15 protein-coding genes are annotated in these 24112 nt (G+C 64.6%); 2 read left to right on the forward strand and 13 right to left on the reverse strand.

What is annotated here, in order from left to right:
• Positions 1-289: 289 nt before the first annotated feature.
• Positions 290-676 (reverse strand): winged helix-turn-helix transcriptional regulator, encoded by a 387-nt coding sequence (locus AB3X08_RS06520; RefSeq protein ID WP_369937040.1) that lies wholly within the window; start codon positions 674-676, stop codon positions 290-292.
• Between the two features lie 147 nt (positions 677-823).
• Here AB3X08_RS06520 and AB3X08_RS06525 point away from each other — a divergent pair, with 147 nt between their 5' ends.
• Entirely contained in the window at positions 824-1831 is a 1008-nt protein-coding gene (locus tag AB3X08_RS06525; protein ID WP_369937042.1) for a zinc-dependent alcohol dehydrogenase family protein, read from the forward strand.
• 105 nt (positions 1832-1936) lie between these two features.
• Here AB3X08_RS06525 and AB3X08_RS06530 read toward each other — a convergent pair whose 3' ends face one another.
• Positions 1937-2056: a SymE family type I addiction module toxin gene (locus AB3X08_RS06530; RefSeq protein WP_369937044.1), complete on the reverse strand. Its 120-nt coding sequence runs from the start codon at positions 2054-2056 to the stop codon at positions 1937-1939.
• 1220 nt (positions 2057-3276) lie between these two features.
• Here AB3X08_RS06530 and AB3X08_RS06535 point away from each other — a divergent pair.
• Positions 3277-3504 carry a hypothetical protein gene (locus tag AB3X08_RS06535; protein WP_369937046.1) on the forward strand — a complete coding sequence of 76 codons (228 nt, stop codon included), beginning with the start codon at positions 3277-3279 and terminating at the stop codon, positions 3502-3504.
• 244 nt (positions 3505-3748) lie between these two features.
• Here AB3X08_RS06535 and AB3X08_RS06540 read toward each other — a convergent pair whose 3' ends face one another.
• The 11 genes from AB3X08_RS06540 to AB3X08_RS06590 all read right to left on the reverse strand — a co-directional run bounded on the left by AB3X08_RS06540 (position 3749) and on the right by AB3X08_RS06590 (position 24081).
• The gene (locus AB3X08_RS06540) at positions 3749-4273 is read right to left on the reverse strand and encodes a hypothetical protein (RefSeq protein ID WP_369937047.1); all 525 of its coding nucleotides are present in this window, start codon (positions 4271-4273) and stop codon (positions 3749-3751) included.
• Positions 4274-4387: 114 nt separating this feature from the next.
• On the reverse strand, positions 4388-4669 hold the full coding sequence (locus tag AB3X08_RS06545) for a hypothetical protein (protein ID WP_206710350.1): 282 nt from the start codon (positions 4667-4669) through the stop codon (positions 4388-4390).
• Positions 4670-4926: 257 nt separating this feature from the next.
• Positions 4927-6963 carry an ATP-binding protein gene (locus tag AB3X08_RS06550; RefSeq protein WP_369937048.1) on the reverse strand — a complete coding sequence of 679 codons (2037 nt, stop codon included), beginning with the start codon at positions 6961-6963 and terminating at the stop codon, positions 4927-4929.
• A gap of 300 nt (positions 6964-7263) precedes the next feature.
• Positions 7264-9111 (reverse strand): glycoside hydrolase family 35 protein, encoded by a 1848-nt coding sequence (locus AB3X08_RS06555; RefSeq protein ID WP_369937049.1) that lies wholly within the window; start codon positions 9109-9111, stop codon positions 7264-7266.
• Positions 9112-9245: 134 nt separating this feature from the next.
• Positions 9246-11588 carry a GH92 family glycosyl hydrolase gene (locus tag AB3X08_RS06560; protein ID WP_369937050.1) on the reverse strand — a complete coding sequence of 781 codons (2343 nt, stop codon included), beginning with the start codon at positions 11586-11588 and terminating at the stop codon, positions 9246-9248.
• Between the two features lie 146 nt (positions 11589-11734).
• On the reverse strand, positions 11735-13180 hold the full coding sequence (locus AB3X08_RS06565) for a glycoside hydrolase family 125 protein (protein ID WP_369937052.1): 1446 nt from the start codon (positions 13178-13180) through the stop codon (positions 11735-11737).
• Positions 13181-13341: 161 nt separating this feature from the next.
• Positions 13342-16071, reverse strand: a complete 2730-nt coding sequence (locus AB3X08_RS06570; RefSeq protein ID WP_369937054.1) for a glycoside hydrolase family 3 C-terminal domain-containing protein — start codon at positions 16069-16071, stop codon at positions 13342-13344.
• Positions 16071-18770 carry a beta-mannosidase gene (locus AB3X08_RS06575; protein WP_369937056.1) on the reverse strand — a complete coding sequence of 900 codons (2700 nt, stop codon included), beginning with the start codon at positions 18768-18770 and terminating at the stop codon, positions 16071-16073. Before AB3X08_RS06575 ends, AB3X08_RS06570 begins: the two co-directional genes overlap by 1 nt.
• Before the next feature lie 16 nt (positions 18771-18786).
• Positions 18787-21276 (reverse strand): family 20 glycosylhydrolase, encoded by a 2490-nt coding sequence (locus AB3X08_RS06580; protein ID WP_369937057.1) that lies wholly within the window; start codon positions 21274-21276, stop codon positions 18787-18789.
• 40 nt (positions 21277-21316) lie between these two features.
• Complete coding sequence (locus AB3X08_RS06585; protein ID WP_369937058.1) at positions 21317-22372, reverse strand: glycosyl hydrolase family 18 protein; 1056 nt, start codon at positions 22370-22372, stop codon at positions 21317-21319.
• A 14-nt stretch (positions 22373-22386) separates the two neighbouring features.
• The gene (locus tag AB3X08_RS06590) at positions 22387-24081 is read right to left on the reverse strand and encodes an alpha-L-fucosidase (protein WP_369937059.1); all 1695 of its coding nucleotides are present in this window, start codon (positions 24079-24081) and stop codon (positions 22387-22389) included.
• Between the last annotated feature and the right edge of the window lie 31 nt (positions 24082-24112).

Genomic DNA, 24112 nt, shown 5'->3' on the forward strand with positions numbered 1-24112 from the left:
GTGGTGTCTGTAGCCACTCTGTCTTGCATTCGTCAACAGCAAGTTGATCTTTGCGCTGGTAACCCGCTCGCTCTTCGCCCTTAAAGATCTTTCTCGGACTTGCGGACCCAATGAGAAGTGTCTTCTCACAGACGTGAGAACTGCTCAAGCACTTGGGGCATGTGGTCAGATTTTTAGAAAGACCCATATCAAAATCTCGTTTCTGTTCCTGTTTTTCCCACTGCGACGTCCGGCTGTATGCCGCGCACGTGGGCGGCTGTGCACGTCCCCTTTTGCTCCTGGAGTTACGTCACGTCGCCATAGCCTCGCCACGCTCGCATTCCGGCGCTTCGCCCGGAGCACGTGACATCCCGCCGTTGCGATACGACTCCCCCCATTCGCGCAGGCTGATCAGCACCGGCGCGAGGGATTCGCCCAGCGGCGTCAGCGCATATTCGACCTTTGGCGGCACCTGCGGATAGACGTGCCGCACGATGACACCGTCCTCTTCGAGCTCGCGCAATTGCAACGTCAGCATGCGCTGCGTGGCATTCGGAATCAGGCGCGTCAGTTCCATGAAGCGCCTCTTTCCGGAGAGCAGGTGGAACAGGATCACGGGCTTCCAGACGCCGCCGATCACAGACAGCGTGACTTCAACCGCGCAGCCGCTCTTGCCGTCCTGACGTTTCAGACGCATGGTGTCGTACCCACAAAATTGATAGTACCAGTGGAAATTGTACGTTCTTGCGATGCAGGAGGTACGTGCTGACAATGCCTGCAACGCGGCAGCGCTGCAAATGGTGCAGCGCTGCGCTCCCCACCTTCCACCAAGGATGCCGTACTCATGAAAGCCATCACCCTGCGCAAGCCCGCCGGCCTGGACAACCTCCGCCTCGTCGATCTTCCGGATCCCGGCCAACCGGGCGCCGGCGAAATCCGCGTGCGCGTGCATGCAAGCTCGCTCAACTTCCACGATCTGGGCGTGGTGACCGGCCGCATGCCAAGCGCCGACGGCCGCATCCCGATGTCCGACGGCGCCGGCGTGGTGGAGGCGATTGGTGAAGGTGTGGACGAGTTCGCCGTGGGCGATGCCGTCGTCTCGACGTTCTTCCCGACCTGGCTGGATGGCGGGCCGACCATCGCCGATTTCGCGACCGTGCCTGGCGACGGTGTCGACGGCTATGCGCGCGAATACGTCGTTCGCCCGGCGCAGTGGTTCACGCATGCGCCGCGCGGCTACAGCCACGCCGAAGCGGCGACGCTGACGACGGCAGGGCTCACCGCGTGGCGGGCGCTGGTAGTGGACGCGCGCCTGAAGGCCGGCGAAACCGTCCTGGTGCTCGGCACCGGCGGCGTGTCGATCTTCGCGTTGCAGTTCGCCAAGCAGATGGGCGCCACCGTGATCGCAACCTCATCCTTCGACGTGAAACTGGCGCGTGCGCAGGCACTGGGCGCCGATTTCACGATCAACTACCGGCGTGATACCGATTGGGCCGCCAAGGTGCTCGACTATACAAACGGCCGTGGCGTCGACAACGTGATCGAAGTAGGTGGACCCGACACCCTGGGGCAATCCATCCAGGCATGCCGCATCGGCGGACATATCGCCTTGATCGGCGTGCTGACCGGCATTGCCGGCCAGGTGCCGACGGTGGCGCTGATGCAACGCCACCAGACCCTGCAGGGATTGATCGTTGGCAGCCGCAGCCACCAGCGCGACATGATCCGCGCCATCGACGCAACCGGCATCAAGCCGGTGGTCGACCAGACCTTCGCGCTGGAAGACATCGCCGATGCATTTGCGCACCAGGCGGCGGGCAAGCATTTCGGAAAGCTGTGCTTGTCGATTTAGTAGGGACGGGGACGGAGGCAAGCGCACTCTGTCCCCTGTTTTTGAAGACAAAGCGGTTGCACGCCATCTCAGCGATCCTCCGGTGCGTGGTGAGCGATGGCTGAGTCAGTCCTTGCTGGCCACGCTCACCACCAGTTCGCCGTCGCGCACCTGCACACGCAGCGTGCTGCCGATGGTGAAGCCCAGTGCCTCCATCCAGCTGCCGCCCAGGCGCTTCGCGGGCATGCGCTTGCCGCTGGCGGAGGCCGCGGCCCACGGTGCACGTCTGCGGCGGGCGTGGGCGGCGGGGCGCGCGTGGCGGGCGGGCCAGCTCGGCGGCGATGGCGGCCGCGGCGTCTTCCACCGACATCATCGGCGTGCACGGTGGCTCGATGTAACGCAGGAAGCCGGCCGGCTCGGGCGCGGGACCGGGCTTCGGCTGGCGCGTTGCACGTTTGCGGGCAGGCGTGGGGCGGGCAGGGGCACTACTGGATGACGGTTGACGCATGGCACAGCCTCCTTGGCAGACAGGAACCCGCGCCGAACGGCGACGGGATGTCGGGAGGTTAGAAACCGCACGTAGCCGGCGGGCTTATTTCCCCGAAGGGTGTTGTATTCGCCGCCCTCCCGACGCAGACAGCGCGTCGGAGTGTGCCTGCGAACAGGCACAAAAAACCCACCGGTTTTACGGAGGTGGGTGCCGCTACGTGAGGAGTTTCTACGCTCCTTGGAGGCAATGGTGCTACCGGGCTTGGGGGATGTCAACTGGTTTGGAGTGGTATGGCTAAGACGAGACTTTGAATGCAACTAACACTGTTACTTCTTCTTCTGGTCCTAGATAGGAAAATAAGAAGATCGTTTGGCTATAATCTCTCTGGAGTTCTTCGCGAGCATGAGGCTGGTCAGTGGTCTTCAAGTTCCCTGTTGGCCCGTCCAAGGGACGTTGCAACATATGTGGCCAAGACTCCGACCTGACCGAGAATCACGTGCCGCCCAAGGCTTGGGCTCAAGGCATTGCTTTGAGGGTGTCGAGCATCGCTGACGCTATCAGTGGAGATAAGAAGCCACGGTCCCATAAGATGCCAAATGGTGTTTGCTTCAAGAGCATCTGCCGGATATGCAATGGTTCGGTGCTTTCTCGCTACGACAGGGCACTTGTGTCCATGAGTCGCCAAGTGACTGATATCTTGCGTGATCGAACTAGGGTGACTTACTCCCAGAGCATCCGTATCCAGCCACAGCTTGTGGCAAGAGGCGTTCTGGGCCACATGTCCTCGGTGGGCTTAAATCGCTACGACGAGCGCCACAGCCAGCACCTATTCGACGACCGATCGGGTCTTTTGGATCAGGTGAGACTTCACTATTGGGTGTATCCCTACAGTGGTAGGACGGTTCTCCGAGACTTTGCATTAGGCATATTGGGTGGGGGAGGCAGCTCAGCGATCTACATCTTGAAGGCGTATCCCATGGCGTTTGCGATGGTCTGGAACAAGGACTTCCAGTTTGAGGATCGGCAGCCACGCAGCTTTGATCAGTTTGCTAGCATCGAGCCAGATCAAGAGGTCGATCTTCCGCTGGAATTCGTTGGCTTGCCAGGCCAGGTCTGGCCGGAGCACGTGCAGGGGAACACCATCGCGCTACTTCATTCCGATGGGGCCTTCGTGGCAACTGAGAAAAGGCAGAGCAAAGCTTAGGCAGGTGCTGGGTTCCGGTTCGTCTGGAACCGACAATTCAAAGATTGCGCCAACAGTTCAAGGGAAAAGCCCAGAACTAGCCCAGGCTCTTCGTGTCGGTCAACGGGTCGCGTGGCTCACCACGCGTTGGCCTAGAGCCCGCGGTAGGTCGTGCTGGAGTGTAAGGTGCGGATAGTATTCGCCGGCGGAGTTTGTGGTTGTCGGCTTGACCAACCAGTTAGGCTGACGGCGGTTGATAAATTTTTCATCCCTGCCTGAAAATTCGTTCCACCTCAATACGAATAGGGTTGAAGAAAAATTTCTCACCTAGCAGTATTAGGCATTCGTTTTCTGGGTCAATCAATTTGAATATTTTTTGGGTCGGTCCATCTGCAAGGCTATGATTGCCAATAATTGGATCAGGAAAGAAGTGGCCCGCGATGTTTGAAATTAGATATGTGTCAAGTTTCTCGTCAAAGTGTTCCCAGGCGTTGCGGAGGTCTCGGTTGTAAAGTGGCGATTCGTCCGTGATAGCGAAAATATTTCTCAAATTTTCTCCTCGCTTCTTTCTCATCTCTATTTGCTTTGCTTGCTTCTTCTTGTCTCCCATGGACGTGGGCCAAAAATAACGTGATAGCGCAGCAGCATGGCCTATAGCTTCTTGAATAGCGCTTACAAGATAGATGGGCTCTATATCTCGATGGTTAAGTAGCTGTTCGTATTCATCGAAGGCGGATAAGCAACGTTTGGCAGAGTAGTAGATTGAGTGATGGTAGAAAGCCATATGCATCGGTTGAATTCCGTTGCAAGATTCAATATTTATTTCTGCGCGCCTCTCCAGCTCTAAATTATCCATTTTTTCCTAGGATTTCTGGCTTGTCGGACATTTGATGACTAGCGACGACTACAGATTCTTTAGAAGAAGATACAGGAGCGGTTCTTGCGTGCGCTCGTCTAGTAGGTTGAAGTTGTCGTGAATCGCATTCACGCCGTCGGTGGTATCGATTGCCATCTTGATATCGCGTGCTCGAACCATTGCCTTACCTCCCCCATCGAGAACTTTTGCTGCGATCATTCGACCAATTGCTCCGCAGGGAATACTCATTGTACTCTCGCTACTGGAGAGCTTGACGAGATCGATGCCATGACGAGCCACGACAAGCACCATTCGATCTGGGTTTTTCACGTAAATTGCTCCTTGTTCAATCTGTTTCGACCATAGGATCGCTCTCTCCGGGAGCAGGAGTAGAGGAAATATGCGTTGAACTAGATATTTCCTCTGACCCCGTTCTTAGTCGATTACGTGGTTTCAATTCATGCCAAATACCCCATGAGATTTTTTGATGCCAGAGACGCGCCGCGAAGCAACTTCGGCTTGGACAAATTGTTAAGCGCTGTCCGCATCATCCAGCTTCATCATGGCCCTTGTCCATGCGTTAACCATCAATTGTGTGGCAGCCCAAGTTTGCTGAAGAACGCGCGGTTACGCTCCTCTGCGCCTTTCAGTAGTCGATCGTAGGACATGACTTCAATGTAGCTTTTGTAGTTGTCGTTATATCCGAAGAATCCCATCCTATCAGCTGTGACGGTTAAATTTGCTAGTCGGCAGCGAGCTTCGATGCTTGTGGTGATGTCGCAAACTATATAGCAGAAACCGGGGATCTCTTCCGCGCGCGGAATTGGTCGCCCTCGGGACGTCGTTACTTGGCCTTTACGAATCCTATCAAGGTAGCCCAAAGCCTGCGTGATCGGATCTTTGTCTTCGCCCTCTTTCGCATCATTCCGCATCGGTCGTTTTAGCTCAATAACCACTATCGAGCCAAGAGGTAAGGCGCCTTTGTCGGAAACGAGGATTGGCTCATCAAAAACGTTTAGTGCGACAATGTCTGGTTCTTTATTCTCTGTGCTGTTGGTGATGGGTAAGCTTGAGAGCGGCTTATCAGAAGCTAGGTAATCGTGAAACGCAAGTCTTTCGTCTAACAACCATAGATTGCTTTGATCAAAATGAATTTCATTGGAGTCCTTGCGCATTGGCATAATGAACTCATGAATAAGATCTTCGCGCGCATAACGGTCGTCGGCTTGTTTTTCGATAGCTCGTCTTAGTACGTCTAGTACTATTTTTCTGTGGAAAACATAGTCGGCCAGATCCGATTTCTTTACGTCGTCAACTTTGGATAGGTATTCAGAAAGTCGCTCTTTATATCGCTTCGTGCTTTCCCCGTCATGGAGTTTAAGTATTTCATGGCCCTCGGAGATGAGATTGCTTTCCAAGTCTGCGAGTTGCTTGTGGAGGATCAAATCAAGCTCTTTATCAGATATTTCCGGGTCGACTGCAAGCTTTTCGTCTGTGACATGCTTCAGTACTGTGCGGTAGCGAGGAGCTTTCTCTCGAACGAAGGTGGCTACGCGTTCTTGGCTCGCCTCTACGCTTGACTGCAATGTGTCTCCCAAGAATTCCTGTGTGGATTTCAGTGCTTCGGCTCTGATTGTCGATAAATCAGGAAAGCCAAGTTGACCTCCATTCTCTGGGATAAGGAATTCGGTTCGCTCAGGCCGGACCTTCTCGTCCAAATACTTGGATGTTAAATAACCTGCATATAAGAATTCGCCATCGGCATCGGTTAGCTTTCCGAAAAGTCCGGGCAGTTTCCCTGATATCGAATCCTCTCTAACTACCCGTCCAGCTGCGCACCATGCTAATGCAGGGGATTGTCGAGAGTTCGCCTTCAATTTAAGGTGTGTGATTTCAAAATTATTGTTGGAGACAGTAAATTGCGCCGTCTTTGCGGAAGTGTGCATGTGGCTTTCGAACATTTTATTAATGTTGAATATTTCATCCGCGTCCACGACATCTAAATCTGGAGCGCCGCCATCTCTGACGAAATACCACAAGCAATGCTCCATCAAGGCAGTTGCAATAGTTTGGCCGCTTTTAGGGGACTTCTCCCTATAGGCCTTCTTGAATCCTTCTAGGGTGATGATGGTTCGATTCTGATTCGCTTCGGTGGTTGTGAGTCGGGAATCTTCAACGCCGTTCAAGCCGAACTTGAAATTGCGCTGCTTATACGAATTATCGATTGGATCTTTGTATGTGCTTTCGACAATCGCAGAATCAAACGCTTTTAGCCACAGCAGCCTGCCGACTCCCCGGCAACCGAGTCGTGCTTTATGCTCGCTGTCGAGTGTCTGGAATGACGTATAATTAGTTTCGTCGAATCCCTCCCCATTATCAGATATGATGAATGACTTGATGGGCTCAAGCGGCGGTGCCCCTCTGCGGGACTCATCCGGAAAACCAAGTCCTGTCTGGGGCTCGCGACATACTAGTACTGATATACGACCGCTTGTAAAGTCTTCCCCACGGGCATCGATTGCATGAATTGAGTTAACAATCGCTTCAAAGAGAGGGGCAAGCCCATGACTATAAGGCAGCTCAGTGTTTCGAAGGCGTCCTCTAAGAGATGTTTTCATTTCCATGGAGTTTTGCGTCCTTGTCGCTCATCGGCCACACATCGTGCGAACTAATTTGGAAAAGCCACGCCACAAAGGTGGGTTGAGTTAATTTTTGGGTTGCATGTCAACTACGGCACTTGATTTCGAATATCAGCAAGATGTTCTTTCTTATCCCCAATGCGTTCTGCAAAAGCCACGCTACCATCGGCAAAACGCAGGCACAAGTTAGGCCGCTGACGGAACAGCCGGCGGCCATCGTCAATGAATGGCGCAACCGCGGTGCCGCGCGATCCGAATGCAGCGGATAGCGCGGCGCGGGCGGACTTAGCCGCCCGGCGCACTCCAAACCTGCCCCTTAACCCCACGCACACTCGCATCCGCCGCGCTATCCAGATCGAACACGATCACGCTGTTCCCACCTTTACGCTGCATCGGCGCCGGGAAATACAACGCCCGCTGCGGCCCGATGTTCCAGTGCCGGCCGAGGTTATGGCCGTTAGCCCAGGCGAAGCCTTTGCCGAAAGCCTGCATATCAAGGAACGTGTCGGTGGGCGTGCCGATCTTGACGGTGCCGCGGTGGAAGGCGGGGCCGTCGACCTTGGCGGTGGTCCAGCCTTTGAGCTTGCTCGGGTCGTCCATCGGCAGCGGGAAGGTCTGCCAGCCGGTCAGCGGCTTGCCGTCGAGCAGCACGGGGTCGACCAGGCCGGCGCGGCCGTCGGCCAGGTGGGCGCCGTAGTTGATGCGGCCGCCGTTTTCCACCAGCACGTCCACGGTGTGGGTGCCGGCGGGGATGTCCACGTCCACGGCCACCTGCTGCAGGCGGCGTTCGGCGCTGCCGGCGAGCTGGCGATCGACGTAGACGCGGGCGTAGTCGCGCACGTCGCCCAGGTACAGGCTGCCCTTGCGCGGGCCGGTGACGGTGGTGCGGTAGAGGATGTAGCCGTAGGCCTGGCCGTAGCGCTCCATCGGTTGCGGGGTGTCGGTGGTGGCGGCCGGCGCGGGCAGGTTGTCCCAGAGCGAGGCCGATTCGCGCAGCGGGGTGGCCGGGAGGTCGGCGAAGCGGATCGGGGTGGGCAGGGCGGGCGGCTGCACGCCGGTGACGCGGGTGATGGCGTCGCGGAACAGGGTGAACTTGGGCGTGGGGCGGCCGGCTTCGTCGAGCACGGCGTCGTAGTCGTAGCTGGTGGTCTGCGGCGCGTAGTGGTCGCTGGCGTTCTTCTGGAAGTTGGCGCCGTTCATGAAGCCGAAGCTGGTGCCGCCGACGAACATGTACAGGTTGGCGGAATGGCCCTGGCGCAGGATCCATTCGAATTCGCTGGCCTGTTTGGCGGCGTCGGTGGCGGCGTGTTTCTCGCCCCACTGGTCGAACCAGCCGGCCCAGTATTCGCCCACCATCTGCGGTTGGCCGGGGCGGAACTTGGCCAGGGTCTGGAACGCTTTCTCGGCATCGCCGGGGCCGAAGTTCACCACGGCCAGGGTGCCGGGCAGGGTGCCGTTGGCCAGCACGTCGGCGCCGTCGGCGGTGAACAGCAGGGCCTTGTCGAAGCCGGCCTTGACGAACATGGCGCGGTTGGCCTGCATGTAGACGTGGTCGTCGTCGTAGGAGCCGTATTCGTTCTCCACCTGCACGGCGATGATGGGGCCGCCGTTGTGGTTGAGTTTGGGCTTGATCTGCGCGGCGACGGCGTCGAGGTAGGCCTGGCTGGCGGCGAGGAAGCGCGGGTCCTGGCTGCGCACGCGCATGCCGGGTTCGGCGAACAGCCAGGCGGGATAGCCGCCGGCTTCCCATTCGGCGCACACGTAGGGGCCGGGGCGCAGGATGACGTTGAGGCCCTGGGCGGCGGCTTCGTCGATGAAGGCGGCCAGGTCGTTGTTGCCGCTAAAGTCGAACTGGCCCTGGCGCGGTTCGACCAGGTTCCAGAACACGTAGGTCTCCACGGTGTTCAGGCCCATGGCGCGCGCTTTGAGCAGGCGGTCCTTCCAGTAGGCGCGCGGGATGCGCTGGAAGTGGATGGCGCCGGAAATGATCTGGTAGGGCTTGCCGTCGCGGGTGAAGTGTTCGCCCTGGGTGGCGAAGGCGGGCCAGGTGGCAGTGTCGGCGGCCTGCACGGCGGTGGCGGGCAGGGCGAACGCCAAGGCGATGGCAAGGGCAGCGAGGGTCTTGCGTGGCATGGGGGTCTCTCAAAAAGGTTGAGCAAGGCGGTAGCCAGTGCGGCGCGCGACGCAGTTCGCCTGCATCACGCGCGCGGGATCAACGGAGCGCGGGAATCACCCAATCCCCATTCCCGAATCCCAAATCCCGGCTCTCAAACGAATGACGGCGGCAGGTCTTCCTTGGCGGCGCCGAAGGCGGGGTTGGGCTTGGGGCCCATCTCCAGTTCCAGGGTGCCGCCGGCGGCGAGGTCGGCGTGGCGCAGCCAGCTGCGCGTATACGGCTTGCCGTTCCAGCGGGCGCGTTGGATGTAGACGTTGGTGGCGCTGTTGCCGTGGGCGACGACGCTGAGGGTGCGGCCGTTGCCGACGTCGACGTCGGCGCGCTTGAACAGCGGGCTGCCGAGCACGTAGGTGGCGCTGACCGGGTCCACGGCGTAGAAGCCCAGGGCGCTGAGCACGAACCAGGCGCTCATCTGCCCGCAGTCCTCGTTGCCGGAGAGGCCGTTGCGCGCGTCGTGGTATTGCTCGCGCAGCAGCCGGCGCACCATCGCCTGGGTCTTGTACGGTTGCCCAGCGTAGGCGAACAGGTAGGCCACGTGGTGGCTGGGTTCGTTGCCGTGCGCGTACTGGCCGACCATGCCGTCGATGTCCGGCGGGGCGTCGGCCGGCAGGTCGGAGCTGGTGGAGAACAGTTCGTCGAGCTTGGCGACGAAGCCGTCGCGGCCGCCGAACAGTTCCATGTAGCCATACAGGTCGTGCTGGTTGAGGAAGGTGGCCTGCCAGGCGTTGGATTCGGTGAAGTCGCGCCACTTGGTCAGGTGGCCCATCGCGCGCGGATCGAACGGGGCGGCCCAGTCGCCGTTGCTCAGCCGCGGCTGCACGAAGCCGCTCTTGCGGTTGAACACGTTGCGGTAGTTGCGCGAGCGTTCGCGCAGGGCGCTTGCGTCCTTGGTCGCGCCGGCAGCCTGCGCCAGGTGCGCCACGGCCCAGTCGTCGTAGGCGTATTCGAGGGTGCGGCTGACCGCTTCGTCCACGGTGTCGCTGGGGATGTAGCCGCGCTTGCGGTACTCGTCCAGGCCGTGCGTGGTGTCGTCCATCGCGCGCTTGCGGTAGGCCGGCCAGGCGGCGGCGTAGTCGATGCCGGTGAAACCCTTGGCGTGCGCTTCGGCCAGCACCACGGCGGAGTGGTAGCCGATCATGCAGCCGGTCTCCACGCCTTGCAGCGGCCAGATGCCGACGCCGTCCGGGCATTCGTTGGCGCCGCGTACCAGGCATTGCACCAGGTCGGGCACGCGCTCGGGCTGCATCAGGGTCAGCAAGGGGTGCAGGGCGCGGTAGGTGTCCCACAGCGAGTAGGTGCTGTAGTTGTGGTAGCCGGCAGGCGCCTGGTGCACCTGCAGGTCCATGCCGCGGTAGCGGCCGTCGGTGTCGCTGAACAGGGTGGGCGCGAGCAGGCTGTGGTACAGGCCGGTGTAGAAGATGCGGCGTTGCGCGTCGTCGTCGCTGTCGATGCGGATCCGCGCCAGTTCCTTCTCCCACGCGGCCACCGCGGCGGCGTGCACGCGCGCGAAATCGAAGTCGGGCAGTTCGGCGTCGAGATTGGCCAGGGCGTTTTCGGCGCTGACTGCGGAGATGCCGACCTTGACCAGCAGCGGTGCGTCGGCGGCGTCGGGGTAGTGCAGGGCGACCTTGAGGTGGGTGCCATCCGCCTTGCTTGCATCGGCGGCCAGCGGTTGGTCTTCGGAGTAGAGCTGCGCCTTGGCGAACGGCCGCGACAGGCGCATGGCGAAATAGATGTAGCGGCCCGGCGCCCACTGGTACACGCGGCGCCCGCCGGTCAGCGTCTGCGCATCGACGATGCGCAGCTGCGCGTCGCTGACCCGGGTCGCGATCTCCGGCTTGTCCTGCATGCCGTGGCACAGGTCCAGCAGCAGATGCGCCGGCTTGCCCTTGGGGAAGTGGTAGCGGTGCAGGCCGGCGCGCGCGGTGGCGGTCAGCTCGGCGTGCACGCCGCTGTCCTCCAGGCGCACGCGGTAGTAGCCGGGCGAGGCGGCTTCATCGGCGTGGTCGTAGCGCGAGCGGTAGCCGGCGTCGGGATCTTCCAGCGTGCCGGGGACCAGTTTCACGTCGCCGGTGGCGGGCACGACCAGGAAGTCGAGCAGGTCGCCGACGCCGGTGCCGGACAGGTGGGTGTGCGAGAAGCCCATGATCGAGCCGTCGGACTCGTGGTAGCCCGAGCACGCATCCCACACCGCGTTGTAGGTGTCCGGGCTCAGCTGCACCATGCCGAACGGCAGCGTGGCGCCGGGGAAGGTGTGGCCATGGCCGCCGGTGCCGATGAACACATCGACGTGGCGGGTGAGCTCGGCCTTGGCGCGCGCGTCGGCGGGCAGCGCGTAGCTGCCGGCGCGGGCATGCGCCAGGCGGGCGATGCCGCTGCTGCCGAACAGGGCCAGGGCGATGGCGCCCTGCAGGAAACCGCGTCGTGTGGCCATGGTGCTGTCCTCGGGGTGTGCAGCGGAGAGGTGGTGGTCTGGGAACTGGGGCGGTGAGGGCTGTTGTGGGAGGGACTTTAGTCCCGACGCTTTCTCGGTGATGCCCGTCGGGACTGAAGTCCCTCCCACAAGGAGCCGCGAGTGGATCAGCTACGTAGCAGGTGCGGTTTGCGCTGGTGCAGGTCGATGATCAGTTCGCCGAACAAGGTGTTGGCCCAGGCGAACCAGTCGCGGGTGAAGGTGCTGGGGTCGTCCTTGTGGAAGGCTTCGTGCATGAAGCCGCTGCCGGCGTCGGTGTTTTTCAGCCAACTCAGGCATTGGCGGATCTGCGCGTCGTCGTCGCTGGCCAGGGCGTACTGCATGATCGACATCGGCCAGATGGTGCCCATGCCGCTGTGCGGGCTGCCCACGCCTTCTGCGGCGCGGCCGCGGTAGAAGTACGGATTGCGCTCGCTCCACGCCAGTTGGCGCGTGCGCAGGAACAGCGGGTCGCGGCGGTCGCAGCAGCCCAGGTAGGCCAGGCTCAGCAGGCCCGGCGCGTTGGCGTCGTCGATGAACAGCTGGTTGCCGTAGCCGTCCACTTCGTAGGCCCAGAACGGTTGGCCGTCGGCATCGCGCATCTGCCCGTACTTGCGCGTGGCGGTCTCCACTTCGTCGGCCAGGGCGCGGCATTCGCCGGCGAAGGCCGCATCGCGGTGCAGCGCCTCGCTCATCGTCGCCAGCTGGCGCAGGGAGGTCACCGCGAACAGGTTGGCCGGCACGAACAGCGGGTACAGGCAGGCGTCGTCGGACGGGCGGAACATCGAGTGGATCATGCCGTTGGGCTTGGTCGGCTGGCCGTAGCCGTCCAGCACCAAAGTCTCGGTGGCCAGCGGCGAGGGACGCTGGAAACTGTAGGGCCCGCGGTCGTGCAGGCGCTGCTGCTCGCGGAAGGTCTTGACCACCACGTGCATCGCCGCGCGCCAGTCGTCGTCGAACGGTGCGGTGTCGCCGCTGGCGCGCCAGTATTCGTGCGCCAGGCGGATCGGGTAGCACAGCGAATCCACTTCCCACTTGCGCTCGCCGACGCCTGGCTTCATCTCGGTGATGTCGGCCACCGACCACTTCAGGCGCTGGCTCTTGCCGTCGGGCAGGAACGCGTTGGCATAGGGGTCGAGCTGGATGCAGGCGGCCTGGCGCTGGATCAGGCCATGGAACATGCGCCGCAGCGCCGGGTCGCGCTTGGCCAGCGGCACGTAGGGATGCACCTGCGCGGAGGAATCGCGCAGCCACAGTGCCTCGATGTCGCCGGTGATGACGAAGGTGTCCGGCTTGCCGTTGCGGGTGCCGATTTCCACGGTGGTGTCGAGCGTGTTCGGGTAGCAGTTCTCGAACAGCCAGGCCAGGCGCGGATCGCCGATGCCGGCCTTGACCGTGCGCAGGTGCTTTTCCACCGCGGCGCTGACGAAGCGCCGTTTTGCCGGTGCCGGGCGTTTGCTGGGCAGGCCTGCCGCCGATGCGCCGGATGCGGCGAAGCCGGGCACGGCACTGGCGAGCAGGCCGGCGCCGGCGGCGCTGCCGAGCAGCTGGAGGACATCGCGGCGGGAAGGCATGGGTGGCTCCTGGTCTGTCGTTGTGCGTGGCCGTGCGAGGCGGTCTGTGCGTTGTGTTGCGTTGCTTCCTGTAGGAGCGGCTTCAGCCGCGACCGGGTCTTACCGGTGAGACTCAGTCGCGGCTGAAGCCGCTCCTACAGAAAGCGGGGTGCATTCGCTGGTCACCGTGGAATGGGCGCGCTGCCCTGGATCGAAAACGCGGCTTCGCCGCCGGGCGCATCGGTGCCGGGCTGCCCGCCGCCGACGAACACGCGGTAGTCGCCGGGCTGCACCGCGCGCTGGCCGGCGCGATCGACATCGCTCAGTTGCCGCGGTTCCAGGTCGAAACTGACCTCGCGCGTTTCGCCCGGCTGCAGCGTCACCCGCTGGAAGCCGACCAGGCTGCGCAGCGGCGACTGCGCGCGTTGCGGATATTCCAGGTACACCTGCACCACTTCGTCGCCGGCGCGCGTGCCGCTGTTGCGGACCTGCGTGCGCACCTGCAGGTTCGTGCCTGCCTGCAACATCGTGGTCGACAATTGCGGCGCGGCGTAGGCGAAGCTGGTGTAGCTCAGCCCGCTGCCGAACGCGAACAGCGGCTCGCCCTTGAAGTAGCGGTAGGTGCGGCCCTTCATGTCGTAGCTGACGTAGGCCGGCAAGTCCTTGGTGGAGCGGTAGAAGGTCACCGGCAGGCGGCCGCCCGGATTGACGTCGCCGGCCAGCGCCTGCGCGATCGCAGTGCCGCCGGACTGGCCGGGATACCACGCCGCGACGATCGCATCGGCATGCTGCTTGGCCCAGTTCAGCGCCACCGCGCTGCCGCTCATCAGCACCACCACCAGTGGCTTGCCGCTGGCCTTGGCGCGCTCCAGCAGCGCCTGCTGCGCGGCGGGCAGGGCCAGGTCGTTGCGGTCGCCGCCGTCGAAGCCGGGCACGTCGATGCGCAGTTCCTCGCCTTCCACGTCCGGCGACAGGCCGACGAAGGCGACCACGGCATCGGCCTGCGCGACCGCGCGTTCGGCCTCGGCCAGTTGCGGCGCGGCCGGCGCCAGCCATTCCAGGCGCAGGCCCTGGTCCTGGCCGCGGTGCTCCAGTTCCAGGCGGATGCGGCGCGGACGCGTGTCGTCGAAGTGCAGCACGGTCTCGACGTTGCGGCCGTCGGCGTTGTGCATGCCGGCCGGCAGGTGCTTGTCTTCGGCGTTGCCGGCGACGACCAGCTTGTCGTCGATGTACAGCCGCACCGGATCGTGGCCGGCGCAGTCGAAGCAGCGCGCCACGCGCACCGCCAGGGTGTAGTCGCCCGGCCCGGGCGGCAACAGCTCGCCGCTCCAGCGCACCGAGTAGCGATCCTTGTCCACGCCCTTGGTCGGCGCCACGTGGTCCCAGTTGAAGCTGACCACGCGGTCCTGGCGCTGCGTGCGCGGCGTGCCGGCCAGATCGACGTTGGCGAAATACTCGCCACGCAGGCCGGGTTTGCCGTCGCTGCGCAGGGCGGTCTCGGGGATCATGCCGGGTACGCCGGCGGCGAGCGGGGCGCCTTGCGCGTAGCTGACGTTGGCGGCGCCGAAGCGCTCGCGCAGGCCCAGCAGCGGCGTCACCGGCGCGGCCGAGGTGCCCTGGTAGTTGGCTTCCAGCGCGGCCAGCGCATCGGCGTTGGGGCCGAGCACCGCCAGGCGCAGGCCTTGCTTCAGCGGCAGCGTGCCGTTGCGGTTCTGCAACAGCACCAGCGATTGCTGCGCGGCCTGCAGCGCCAGCGCGCGATGCGCGGCGCTGTCCACGTCCTTGGCACCCAGCCGCGCGTACGGGTCCTTGCGCTGCGGCTGCAGTTCGCCGAGCCGGTAGCGCGCCGCGAACAGCCGCACCAGCGACCGGTCGAGCAGGGCTTCGTCGGCATCGCCGCGTTCGATCGCCTTGCCCAGGTCGGCATAGGCGTGGCCGCAGTTGAGGTCGTGGCCGGCCTTGAGCGCGGCGGCGGAGGAGCCGGCGTTGTCGGCGCGGAAATAGTGGAACTGGGTCATGTCGTCGACCGCATCGCAGTCGGAGACGACGAAGCCCTTGAAGCCCCAGTCGGCGCGCAGGCGGCCGTTGAGCAGCCAGTCGGCGGCGCAGGCCGGGGTGCCGTGCAAGGAGTTGTAGGCGCACATCACCGAACCGGCACGGCCGTCGACGATGGCGGCGCGGAACGCGGGGGTGTAGGTCGCTTCCACATCGCGCGGCGACACGTCCACGTCGAAGCCGTGGCGGCCGGGTTCCGGACCGCTGTGCACGGCCAGGTGCTTGGGCGTGGCGATGGTGCGCGGATGCGTGGGGTCGTCGCCCTGCAGGCCGCGGATGAAGCCCACCGCCAGTTGCCCGGTGAGGTAGGGATCCTCGCCGTAGGTCTCCATGCCGCGGCCCCAGCGCGGGTCGCGGAAGATGTTGATGTTCGGCGACCAGATGGTCAGCCCGGCGTAGCGCGGGTGGTCCTTGCCGGGGCCGCCGGCGAGATTGAACTTGGCGCGCGCTTCGGTCGAGGTCACCGTGCCGACCTGCTCGAGCAGGGCGGTGTTCCAGGTGGCGGCCAGGCCGATCGCCTGCGGGAACACGGTGGCGTAGCCGTTGCGGGCGATGCCGTGCAGGCCTTCGCTCCACCATTCGTAGGCCGGCACGCCCAGGCGCGGAATCGCCGGCGCCGCGTTCATCGCCTGCGCGACCTTTTCCTCGCGGGTCATCTTCGCCACCAGCGCGGCGGCGCGGTCCTCGGCGTCGTCGGCATGGGCGAGCGGGGCGCACAGTAGGCCGCTCAGGCACAGCGCCAGCGGCAGGGTGGCATGTGGGAGGGACTTCAGTCCCGACGTGGCGTTACCGGAAAAGCGTCGGGACTGAAGTCCCTCCCACAACATTGCGTTCGCGTCGACGATTGGCAGCGGCATCACTTCGCCTCCGCCGGCTCGGGCGGCGATCCGGCCAGGGTGTCGGCCAGATCGCGCACCTGCAGGGCGGCGCGCAGTTGCTCCAGCGTCGCGTTACTGCGCACATGCACGGTCAAAGGTTCGCCCGGCAGCAGGTCGAAGGCGTTGTCGGACAGTGTGGCATCCAGTTCGCCGAACGCCAGCCACACCTCGCGTGCCAGATGGTTGCTGGTGAGGGTCAGCGCATAGCCATCGCCGTCGGCGCGCAGCTCGCTGCGGATGTCGGGGCTGGGCAGGTGCAGGTTCTTGGCCGCGTCGAAGAACACCAGGTTGCGCGACAGCACGCGCGCGCCGTCGAGCAGCTCGAACACCGCGAAGCTGCGCATCGGATCGGCGCGGCGCAACAGCTGCGCATCGCTGAAGCTGCCCACGCGCACGCTGGACAGCGGCGCCAGGGTCACCGGCTTCTCGCTCTTGCTCAGCACCTTGCCGGACACGTCCATCAGCCGCATACGCCAGCGCGCGGCCAGCGGCACGGTGCGGTCGGACACCAGCGTCACCTCGGTCTGGCCCTTGTCGTTGCGCAGCGCGGCGATCAGCTCCGGCGCGTAGAAGCGCTTGGCGTGGTAGTGCAGCGCCTTCCAGCGGCCGAAGTAGTCCAGGCTCGACCACGACGCGCCCGGCCACACGTCGTTGAGCTGCCAGTACAGCGAGCCCATCGACTGCGGCCGCGCCGCGCGCAGGTGCTCGGCGGCCAGGGCGATGCCCTCGGCCTGCATCAGCTGGCTCAGGTAGACGAAGCTCTCGAAGTCCTTGGGCTCGCCGAATTCGCGGCGGATGTACAGCAGCAGGCGCTGGTTGCCGTTGCCCTTGTCGAACTTCTGGTGCGCGCGCATCACCGGCGATTCCGGCTGCAGGTCGCCGGGTTCGGCGAAGGCGCGGATCGTGCGCATCTCCGGGAACGACTGCAGGCCGTACTCGGACATGAAGCGCGGGGTCACGTTGAGGTATTCGGTGACCGGCAGCGCCGGGCCGCCCCACACCTTCCAGTAGTGCATGTCGCCGTCGTCGGGCTGGTCGGCGGCGCCGTCGAAATCGGTGCCGGGCGAGGTCGCCCAGTACGGCGTGTCGCTGTCGTACTTGCTCACCGCCTCGCGCAGCACGGTGCCGAACAGGGTGGTCATGCCGCGTTCGATGCGGCTGCGTTCTTCCGGATCGATCGACTGCTTGAACTTGACACGGTCGCCCCAGTTTTCCCAGCCGGTCTGCACTTCGTTGTTGCCGCACCAGATGACGATGCTGGGGTGGTCGCCCAGGCGCTTGACCTGCGCTTCGGCCTCGGCGCGGGTGTTCTCGCGGAACGCCACGTCGTAGGGCGGGATCGCACCGCCGAACATGAAGTCCTGCCAGATCATGATGCCCAGGCGGTCGGCGTCCTCGTAGAAGCTGTCCGGCTGGTAGTGGCCGCCGCCCCACATGCGCAGCATGTTCATGTTGGCGTCGCGCGCCGATTGCAGGATGCCGCGCATGCGCGCCGCATCGACCCGGCTGGGGAAGCTGTCGAACGGGATCAGGTTGGCGCCCTTGGCGAACACCGGGATGCCGTTGACCACGATCGCGAAGCCCTTACCCCACTTGTCCTTGTCGCGGCGCAGTTCGACGCTGCGCAGGCCGCTGACGCGCTCGGTGGCGTAGCTGTCGCCGGCGGCGTCGCGGATGCGCGCCTTGAACGTGTACAGGTCCTGCTTGCCGTAGCCGGCCGGGAACCAGCGCTGCGGCTTGGCGATGCGCACCGGCACGGTCAGCGTGTTGCTGCCCGGATCGAGCACCGCCTTCTGGCTCAGCTGCGCCACGCGCTGGCCGTCGGGGCCGAGCACGTCCAGCTCAAGTTGCACTTCGCCGCTGCGTCCTGCCTCCACTTCCAGCTGCGCGAGCAGTTGCGCGGCGTCCGCATCGACGCGTTGCTGGGCGATGTGCAGGCCGTCCACGCGCAGCGCGTCCCAGGCTTCCACGCGCACGTCCTGCCAGATGCCGGCGGTGACGATGCGCGGACCCCAGTCCCAGCCGAAGGTGTAGGGCGCCTTGCGCACATAGGTGGAGCTGTGCCGCGCGACGGGCTCGTCGCCGAACGCCGAGTCGTAGGCGCCGGGCAGCGCGTACGGCTGCTTGGCCAGCCACGGCTGGATCTTCTTGATCGGCGAATACAGCCGCACTTCCAGCACGTTGTCGCCGCGCTTGAGCAGCGGCTTGGCGTTCACCCGCCACTGCCGGAACATGTTGTCGGCGGCGAGCAATTTCTTGCCGTTGAGATACACCTCGGCGAAGGTGTCCAGGCCGTCGAACACCAATTCCACGTGCTCGCGCGCGAGCAGCGCGGCGTCGGCCTTGAAGCGGGTCTGGTACTGCCAGTCGCTCAGCCCGGCCCACTGGATCTTGGCCTCGTTGTCGCGATAGAACGGATCGGGCACCACCCCGGCCGCGATCAGGTCGGTCTGCACCGTGCCAGGCACCTGCGCCGGCAGCCACTGCGCTGCTTTGGGAAACTCCTTGGCGTGCGTTTCGCCCGGCGCCAGCCGCACCTGCCAGCCCTGCTGCAGCGGCAGCGTCGTCGGCACCGCGGCCTGGCCCAGCGCGGGCAGGCCCAGCGCCAGCAGCAGCCCAAGCCGGGCGGGAAGACGCGCGTGCGGCGCGGAACGGAAGCGGCGGTGCGACTGGGTCATGCGTGGGTCTCCAGGGTCAACGCGCGGCGGCGGGGGGCGCCTGCGCGGTGGTTTCGATCAGGTGGACGGCGCCGATGGCGTAGTACGGGCCGTTGATGCGGGCGGTGGAACGCAGGCACAGGTCGTGCGTTCCGGTTTGCTTGGGCAGCGGCGCTTCCAGCGAGAACTGCTCGCCCAGGACCTTGCCGCCCGGCAGCGGGATCCGCGCCAGCAGCTTGCCCTTGCAGTCGCCCAGGCGCACTTCCAGTTCGCCGTGCGCGGTCTTGGCCGGGTACTGCTTGACCTTGACCTGCTCGTGCGCCAGTCCGAAGTTGCGCGCCAGCCGCGCCGCATCGATACGGATGCTGGCGATGCCGTCCAGGCGCGCGTCGGCGTAGCGCCAGCAACTGCCGAACAGGTCGATGTTGAACACCGGCGTGTCCTTGCCCGGCATGTCCGGCAGCAGCGGCACGCGCAGACCCAGGCCGCCGTCGCCGCACGAGCCCAGGCCCTGGGTGTCGCGGCTGAGCAGGCCGGGGCGGTCGAGGATGCGGGTGCGCGGTGCGGCCAGCACGCTGCCGTCGTCGGCGAAGGTGGCGGCGCGCACGGTGACCGGCAGGGTCACCTCGAACGGCTTGGCGTAGCGCGGCGAATCGGCCTTGGGTTCGCTGCCGTCGGTGGTGTAGCGGAAGCTGCCGAACTTGGCCTGGTTGCCGAGCACGATCGTGGCCTTGCCGCTGTCCAGCGCGGCGTTGTCGCCGCCCTGGATGACGACGTCCGGCGCGAACGCGCCGTCGCCGTAGTCGATGCCGAGCGCGCGGTAGCGGTTGAGCTGCGCCGGCAGGCGCTGCACGAAGCCGTCCCAGCCGCGCACGGACATCGGCGACCACGCCGCCTCGGCCAGCGCGCCCAGACGCGGGAACAGCGCATGGTCGATATGCCAGGCGGAGGGAATATATTCGGCCCACAGCGCGGCCTGCGCGCCGAGCACGTGCTTGGCTTCCTCGGCGTTGAGCGCGGCCGGGACCGGGTCGAACTCGTAGACCTTCTGCAGCGGCAGCACCGCCAGCCGGCCGTTGGGCTCGTCGTTGCGCGCGCTCTGCAGGTTGTCCAGGTACAGCCAGCCGGCCGGCACCAGCACCACGTCGTGGCCCTGCCTGGCCGCGGCCACGGCGCCGTCGACGCCGCGCCAGGACATCACCGACGCGCTGGCGGGCAGGCCGCCTTCCAGGATCTCGTCCCAGCCGATCAGGCGCCGGTCGTGTTTGGTCAGGTAATCGGACAGCTGCTGGTTGAACCAGCCCTGCATCGCGTGCGCGTCCTTGATCCCCAGCTTGCGCATCTGCGCGCGCACCGCCGGCGAACGCTCCCACTGGTCCTTGACCGCTTCGTCGCCACCGATGTGGATGTACTGCGAGGGGAACAGCTGCAGCACTTCGTCGAGCACGCCCTGGATGAAGGCCATGCTCTTTTCGTCGGTGTCGAACAGGTAGGGATTGACGCCCCAGTCCACCGACACCTTCGGCCGCTGCTTGGTGACGCCGACCAGCTCCGGGTACGCCGCGACCGCCGCCTGCGCGTGCCCGGGCATGTCCAGCTCCGGCACGATGGTGATATGCCGCTCGGCGGCGTAGGCGACCAGATCGCGGATCTGGTCCTGGGTGTAGAAACCGCCGTAGCGGTCGGGCACGCCCTGCGTGCCGGCACCGGGCGGGGTGCGCCAGGCGCCGATCTCGGTGAGCTTGGGATAGCGCTTGATCTCGATGCGCCAGCCTTGGTCGTCGGTCAGGTGCAGGTGCAGCACGTTGAGCTTGTGCTCGGCCATCGCGTCGATGACGTGCTTGACCGTGTCCGGGCCGTGGAAGTGGCGGGCCACGTCGAGCAGCAGGCCGCGCCAGCCGAAGCGCGGCCAGTCGCGGATCTTGACCTCGGGCACGTCCACTTCGCCCTTGCCCGCGTCGGGGGTGAGCAACTGCCAGGCGCTCATCGCGCCGTAGAACAGGCCGCGCTCGTCGCGCGCCTGGATCAGCATGGTGCTGCCGTCCACATCCAGCCCGTAGCCTTCCGGCGCTTCCACCGGGGCATTGGGGTTCATCTGCAGGCGGATGGCGCCGTTGGCCGGGATGGTCTCGGCGCGCACCTCCAGCGACAGGCCGCGGGTCTTTTCCAGCAGCGTGGCCAGTTGCCGGGCCACGCGCATGGCCGGCTCGTCGTCGGTGGGCACCGACAGCGTGCTGCCGGTGCCGATGGTCAGCGTGGCGCTGCCGCGCTTGACCTGCGCCGGTGCCGGAATCAGCGGCAACGGCGCGCTGTTCTCCGGCTTCGGTGCCGCCGGTGCCGGTGCCGGCGCGGGCGCCGGCTTGGCCGTGTCCGCGGCGGCGGGGGCGTCGCGGTTGCAGCCGCTCAGCACGGCAGTGAGGGCGAACAGGGCAAAGCCCAGCCACGTGGTGCGGGAAGCCGCCGTGACGCGCGCGGGGGCGGTCGTCGGGCGGTGCGGCGTACGGGGGCGTTTACCCACTGCAATCATGCTGTCTGTCTCGTGCTTTCCGGACCCCTATCGTAGTGGATCAGCGCGACGCGGTCGGCAGCTCGTCCCACACCTTCGGATCCTCGGCGCCCAGCACCCAGCAGCTGAAGCCTTCCAGGCCGTATTCCTTGACCAGGTCGTAACGTGCGCGGAAGCTGCGCGCGTCCGGGCGGAACACCCACTCGCGCATGTCGTCGCGGTAGAAGTAGAACCACGACTCCTGCTCCTGCGCATCCCATTGCACGGTGGCGTTCTGCTCGATCGCCAGCGGGAAGGATTCGTCGGCGTCGATGTAGTCGGCGGAGATGTTGGACGCTTCGGTGCCGTCGGCCTTGACCGGGTTGCCGGTGTACCAGCGGTAGCCGTAGGTGGCGATGCCCAGCGACAGCTTGTCCTTCGGCACCTGGGTCAGCGCGTAGTCCAGGTGCTTCTTCATCCACACCATGCCGTCGACCGGGCCGGGCGTGGTCCAGCGGGTGTGCTGGTCGTAGGTCATCAGGCTGACCAGGTCCACCGCCTGGCCGAGCGCCTTGAGGTCATAGGCGCCGCGCCAGTATTCCCACATCCACTTGGAGAACTGCCCGCCTTCGGCATAGCCCGGCGCGTTCGGCACCACCGCCACCGACATCTTCAGGCCGGCCTTGTGCAACGCGTCGGCGGTCTGCTTGACCATCAGCGTGTAGGCGTCGCGGTCGGTCCAGGCGATGTTCTCGAAATCGAACTGGAAGCCGTAGTAGCCGTGCTTTTTGCCGTGGATCAGCAGCGCGGCGATCATGCGCTTCTTCGCATCCTCGTCGTGCATCAGCTTGTGGAAGCCGTCGCGGCCGGTGGTCATCGACAGGATTGGCATCACCCGCAGCTGCTTGCGCTTGGCGATGTCGTAGATGTACGCATTGGGGGTGCCGTTGACCAGGCCGTTCTGGTCCACGCCGTACCAGGTCGGCACCACCACGTCGATCTTGTCGACGTTGGCCAGGAACGAGTTGGTCGACTTCTGCGTGCCCATCAAATAGAACAGCGCGGTCGGGTTCTTGGCCATGGCCGGAGCGCAGACCATGGACAGGGCGAGCAGCAGCCCGGCGAATCGCTTCATCATCGGGGGAATATCCGTCAGCGGGTGGAAGTGGGGGAGGACAGGTCGATGCGGAACACGTAGGCGTGTTCGCCGACGGGCTTGGCCGGCAGGGTCAGGTGCAGGCCGTCGGCGCGCTGTTCGAACGGCACCTTCTTGCCGGTGGCGAGCAGGGTCACGCCGCGCACGCCGTCGGCGGGCGTCAGCGAACGGATCACCGCCTTGCCGCCGGCCGGCCAGCCCAGCTCGATCGCGTACAGCGCGCCGTGGCCGGTGGTGAAGCGGAAATCCTCGGCGGTATAGGGCTTGGTCTTGGTGTCCTGGAAGGTGCCGCCGACCACTTCGGTCGGGCCTTCGCCGTAGGTGCGCCACGGCTGGCTGTCGTAGATCGCCTCGCCGTTGGTCTTCAGCCACTTGCCGATCGACAGCAGGATGTCGCGCTCGGTGTCGGGGATCGAGCCGTCGGCGCGCGGGCCGATGTTGAGCATCAGGTTGCCGTTCTTGCTGACCACGTCCACCAGCATGTGCACGATGAAGGTCGGGGTCTTGTAGGTGTCGTTCTCCACATAGCCCCACGACGCGTTGCTGACCGAGGTGTCGGTCTGCCAATGCGTCGAATGGATGCCGGTGAGCTGGCCGCGCTCGATGTCCAGCGTACCGGCGCCTTCCGCGAACGCGCCGAGCTTGTAGTTCACCACCACCCCGTCGCCGCGCGCGGCGCCGTGGTTGTAGTAGTACGACAGCATGGTCGGCAGGGTGCTACGGAACGTCGGGTGCGCGATCCACCAGTCGAAGTAGATCAGCTCCGGGTCGTAGCGGTCGATCAGCTCGGTGGTGCGCGCCAGCCAGTCGTCCAGCCACGCCTGCGACACCGGCGTCCAGTCGTTGGCGACGTCGGCGTCGTCCTTGCCGCGCAGGCGGAGTTGCGCCGGGCCGTACAGGCCGGCGTAGCGCGGATCGTTGACGTCCGAGTCGAAGGTGCGGCCGCCGTCGAAGAACCAGTTGTGCTCGGCGCGGTGCGAGGACAGGCCGAAGTGCATGCCTTGCGCGCGGATCGCCTTGGACAGCTCGCCGATCACGTCGCGCTTGGGACCCATCTTGGTCGCGGTCCAGTCCGACAGCTGCGAGTCGTACATCGCGAAGCCGTCGTGGTGTTCGGCCACCGGCACCACATAGCGCGCGCCGGCATCGCGGAACAGCTTGGCCCAGCCCTGCGGGTCGAACTTGGGCGCAGTGAACAGCGGGATCAGGTCCTTGTAGCCGAAGCTGGACTGCGGACCGTATTTTTCGCGGTGGTGCGCGTAGTCCTGGCTCTCCCTGGTATCGGGTTGGTACATGTTGCGCGAGTACCACTCGTTGCCGAAGGCCGGCACCGAGAACACGCCCCAGTGGATGAAGATGCCGAATTTGGCGTTGTCGTACCAGCCGGGCGAACGGTAGCTCTTCAGCGAGGTCCAGTCCGGGCGGAACGGCCCCTTGCGCGCGCCGGCCTCGGCTTCGCGCACCAGCCGCGCACGTTCGGGCGCGTACTTGGCGGTGGCCTGCAGCCACTGCTGGTCGATCTGTTCGGGGCTGAGGGTGGTGGCGGTGGGCGCGGTCGGCGACGGCGCATCCGCGGCGCAGGCGGGCATGGCCGCCAACGCGAGAATGAGGGAAAAGCTGCTTGCCAGAGTCTTGCGTACAGCTCCGGCGTGGCGGGATCGGTCCGCGCGCAGGCGGGTCTCGGACGTCATGGAACTGCACTCCTCTTGAGAAAACGCGATG

Source organism: Xanthomonas sp. DAR 34887 (assembly GCF_041245805.1).
In the GTDB taxonomy this organism is placed as follows: Bacteria; Pseudomonadota; Gammaproteobacteria; order Xanthomonadales; family Xanthomonadaceae; genus Xanthomonas_A; species Xanthomonas_A tesorieronis.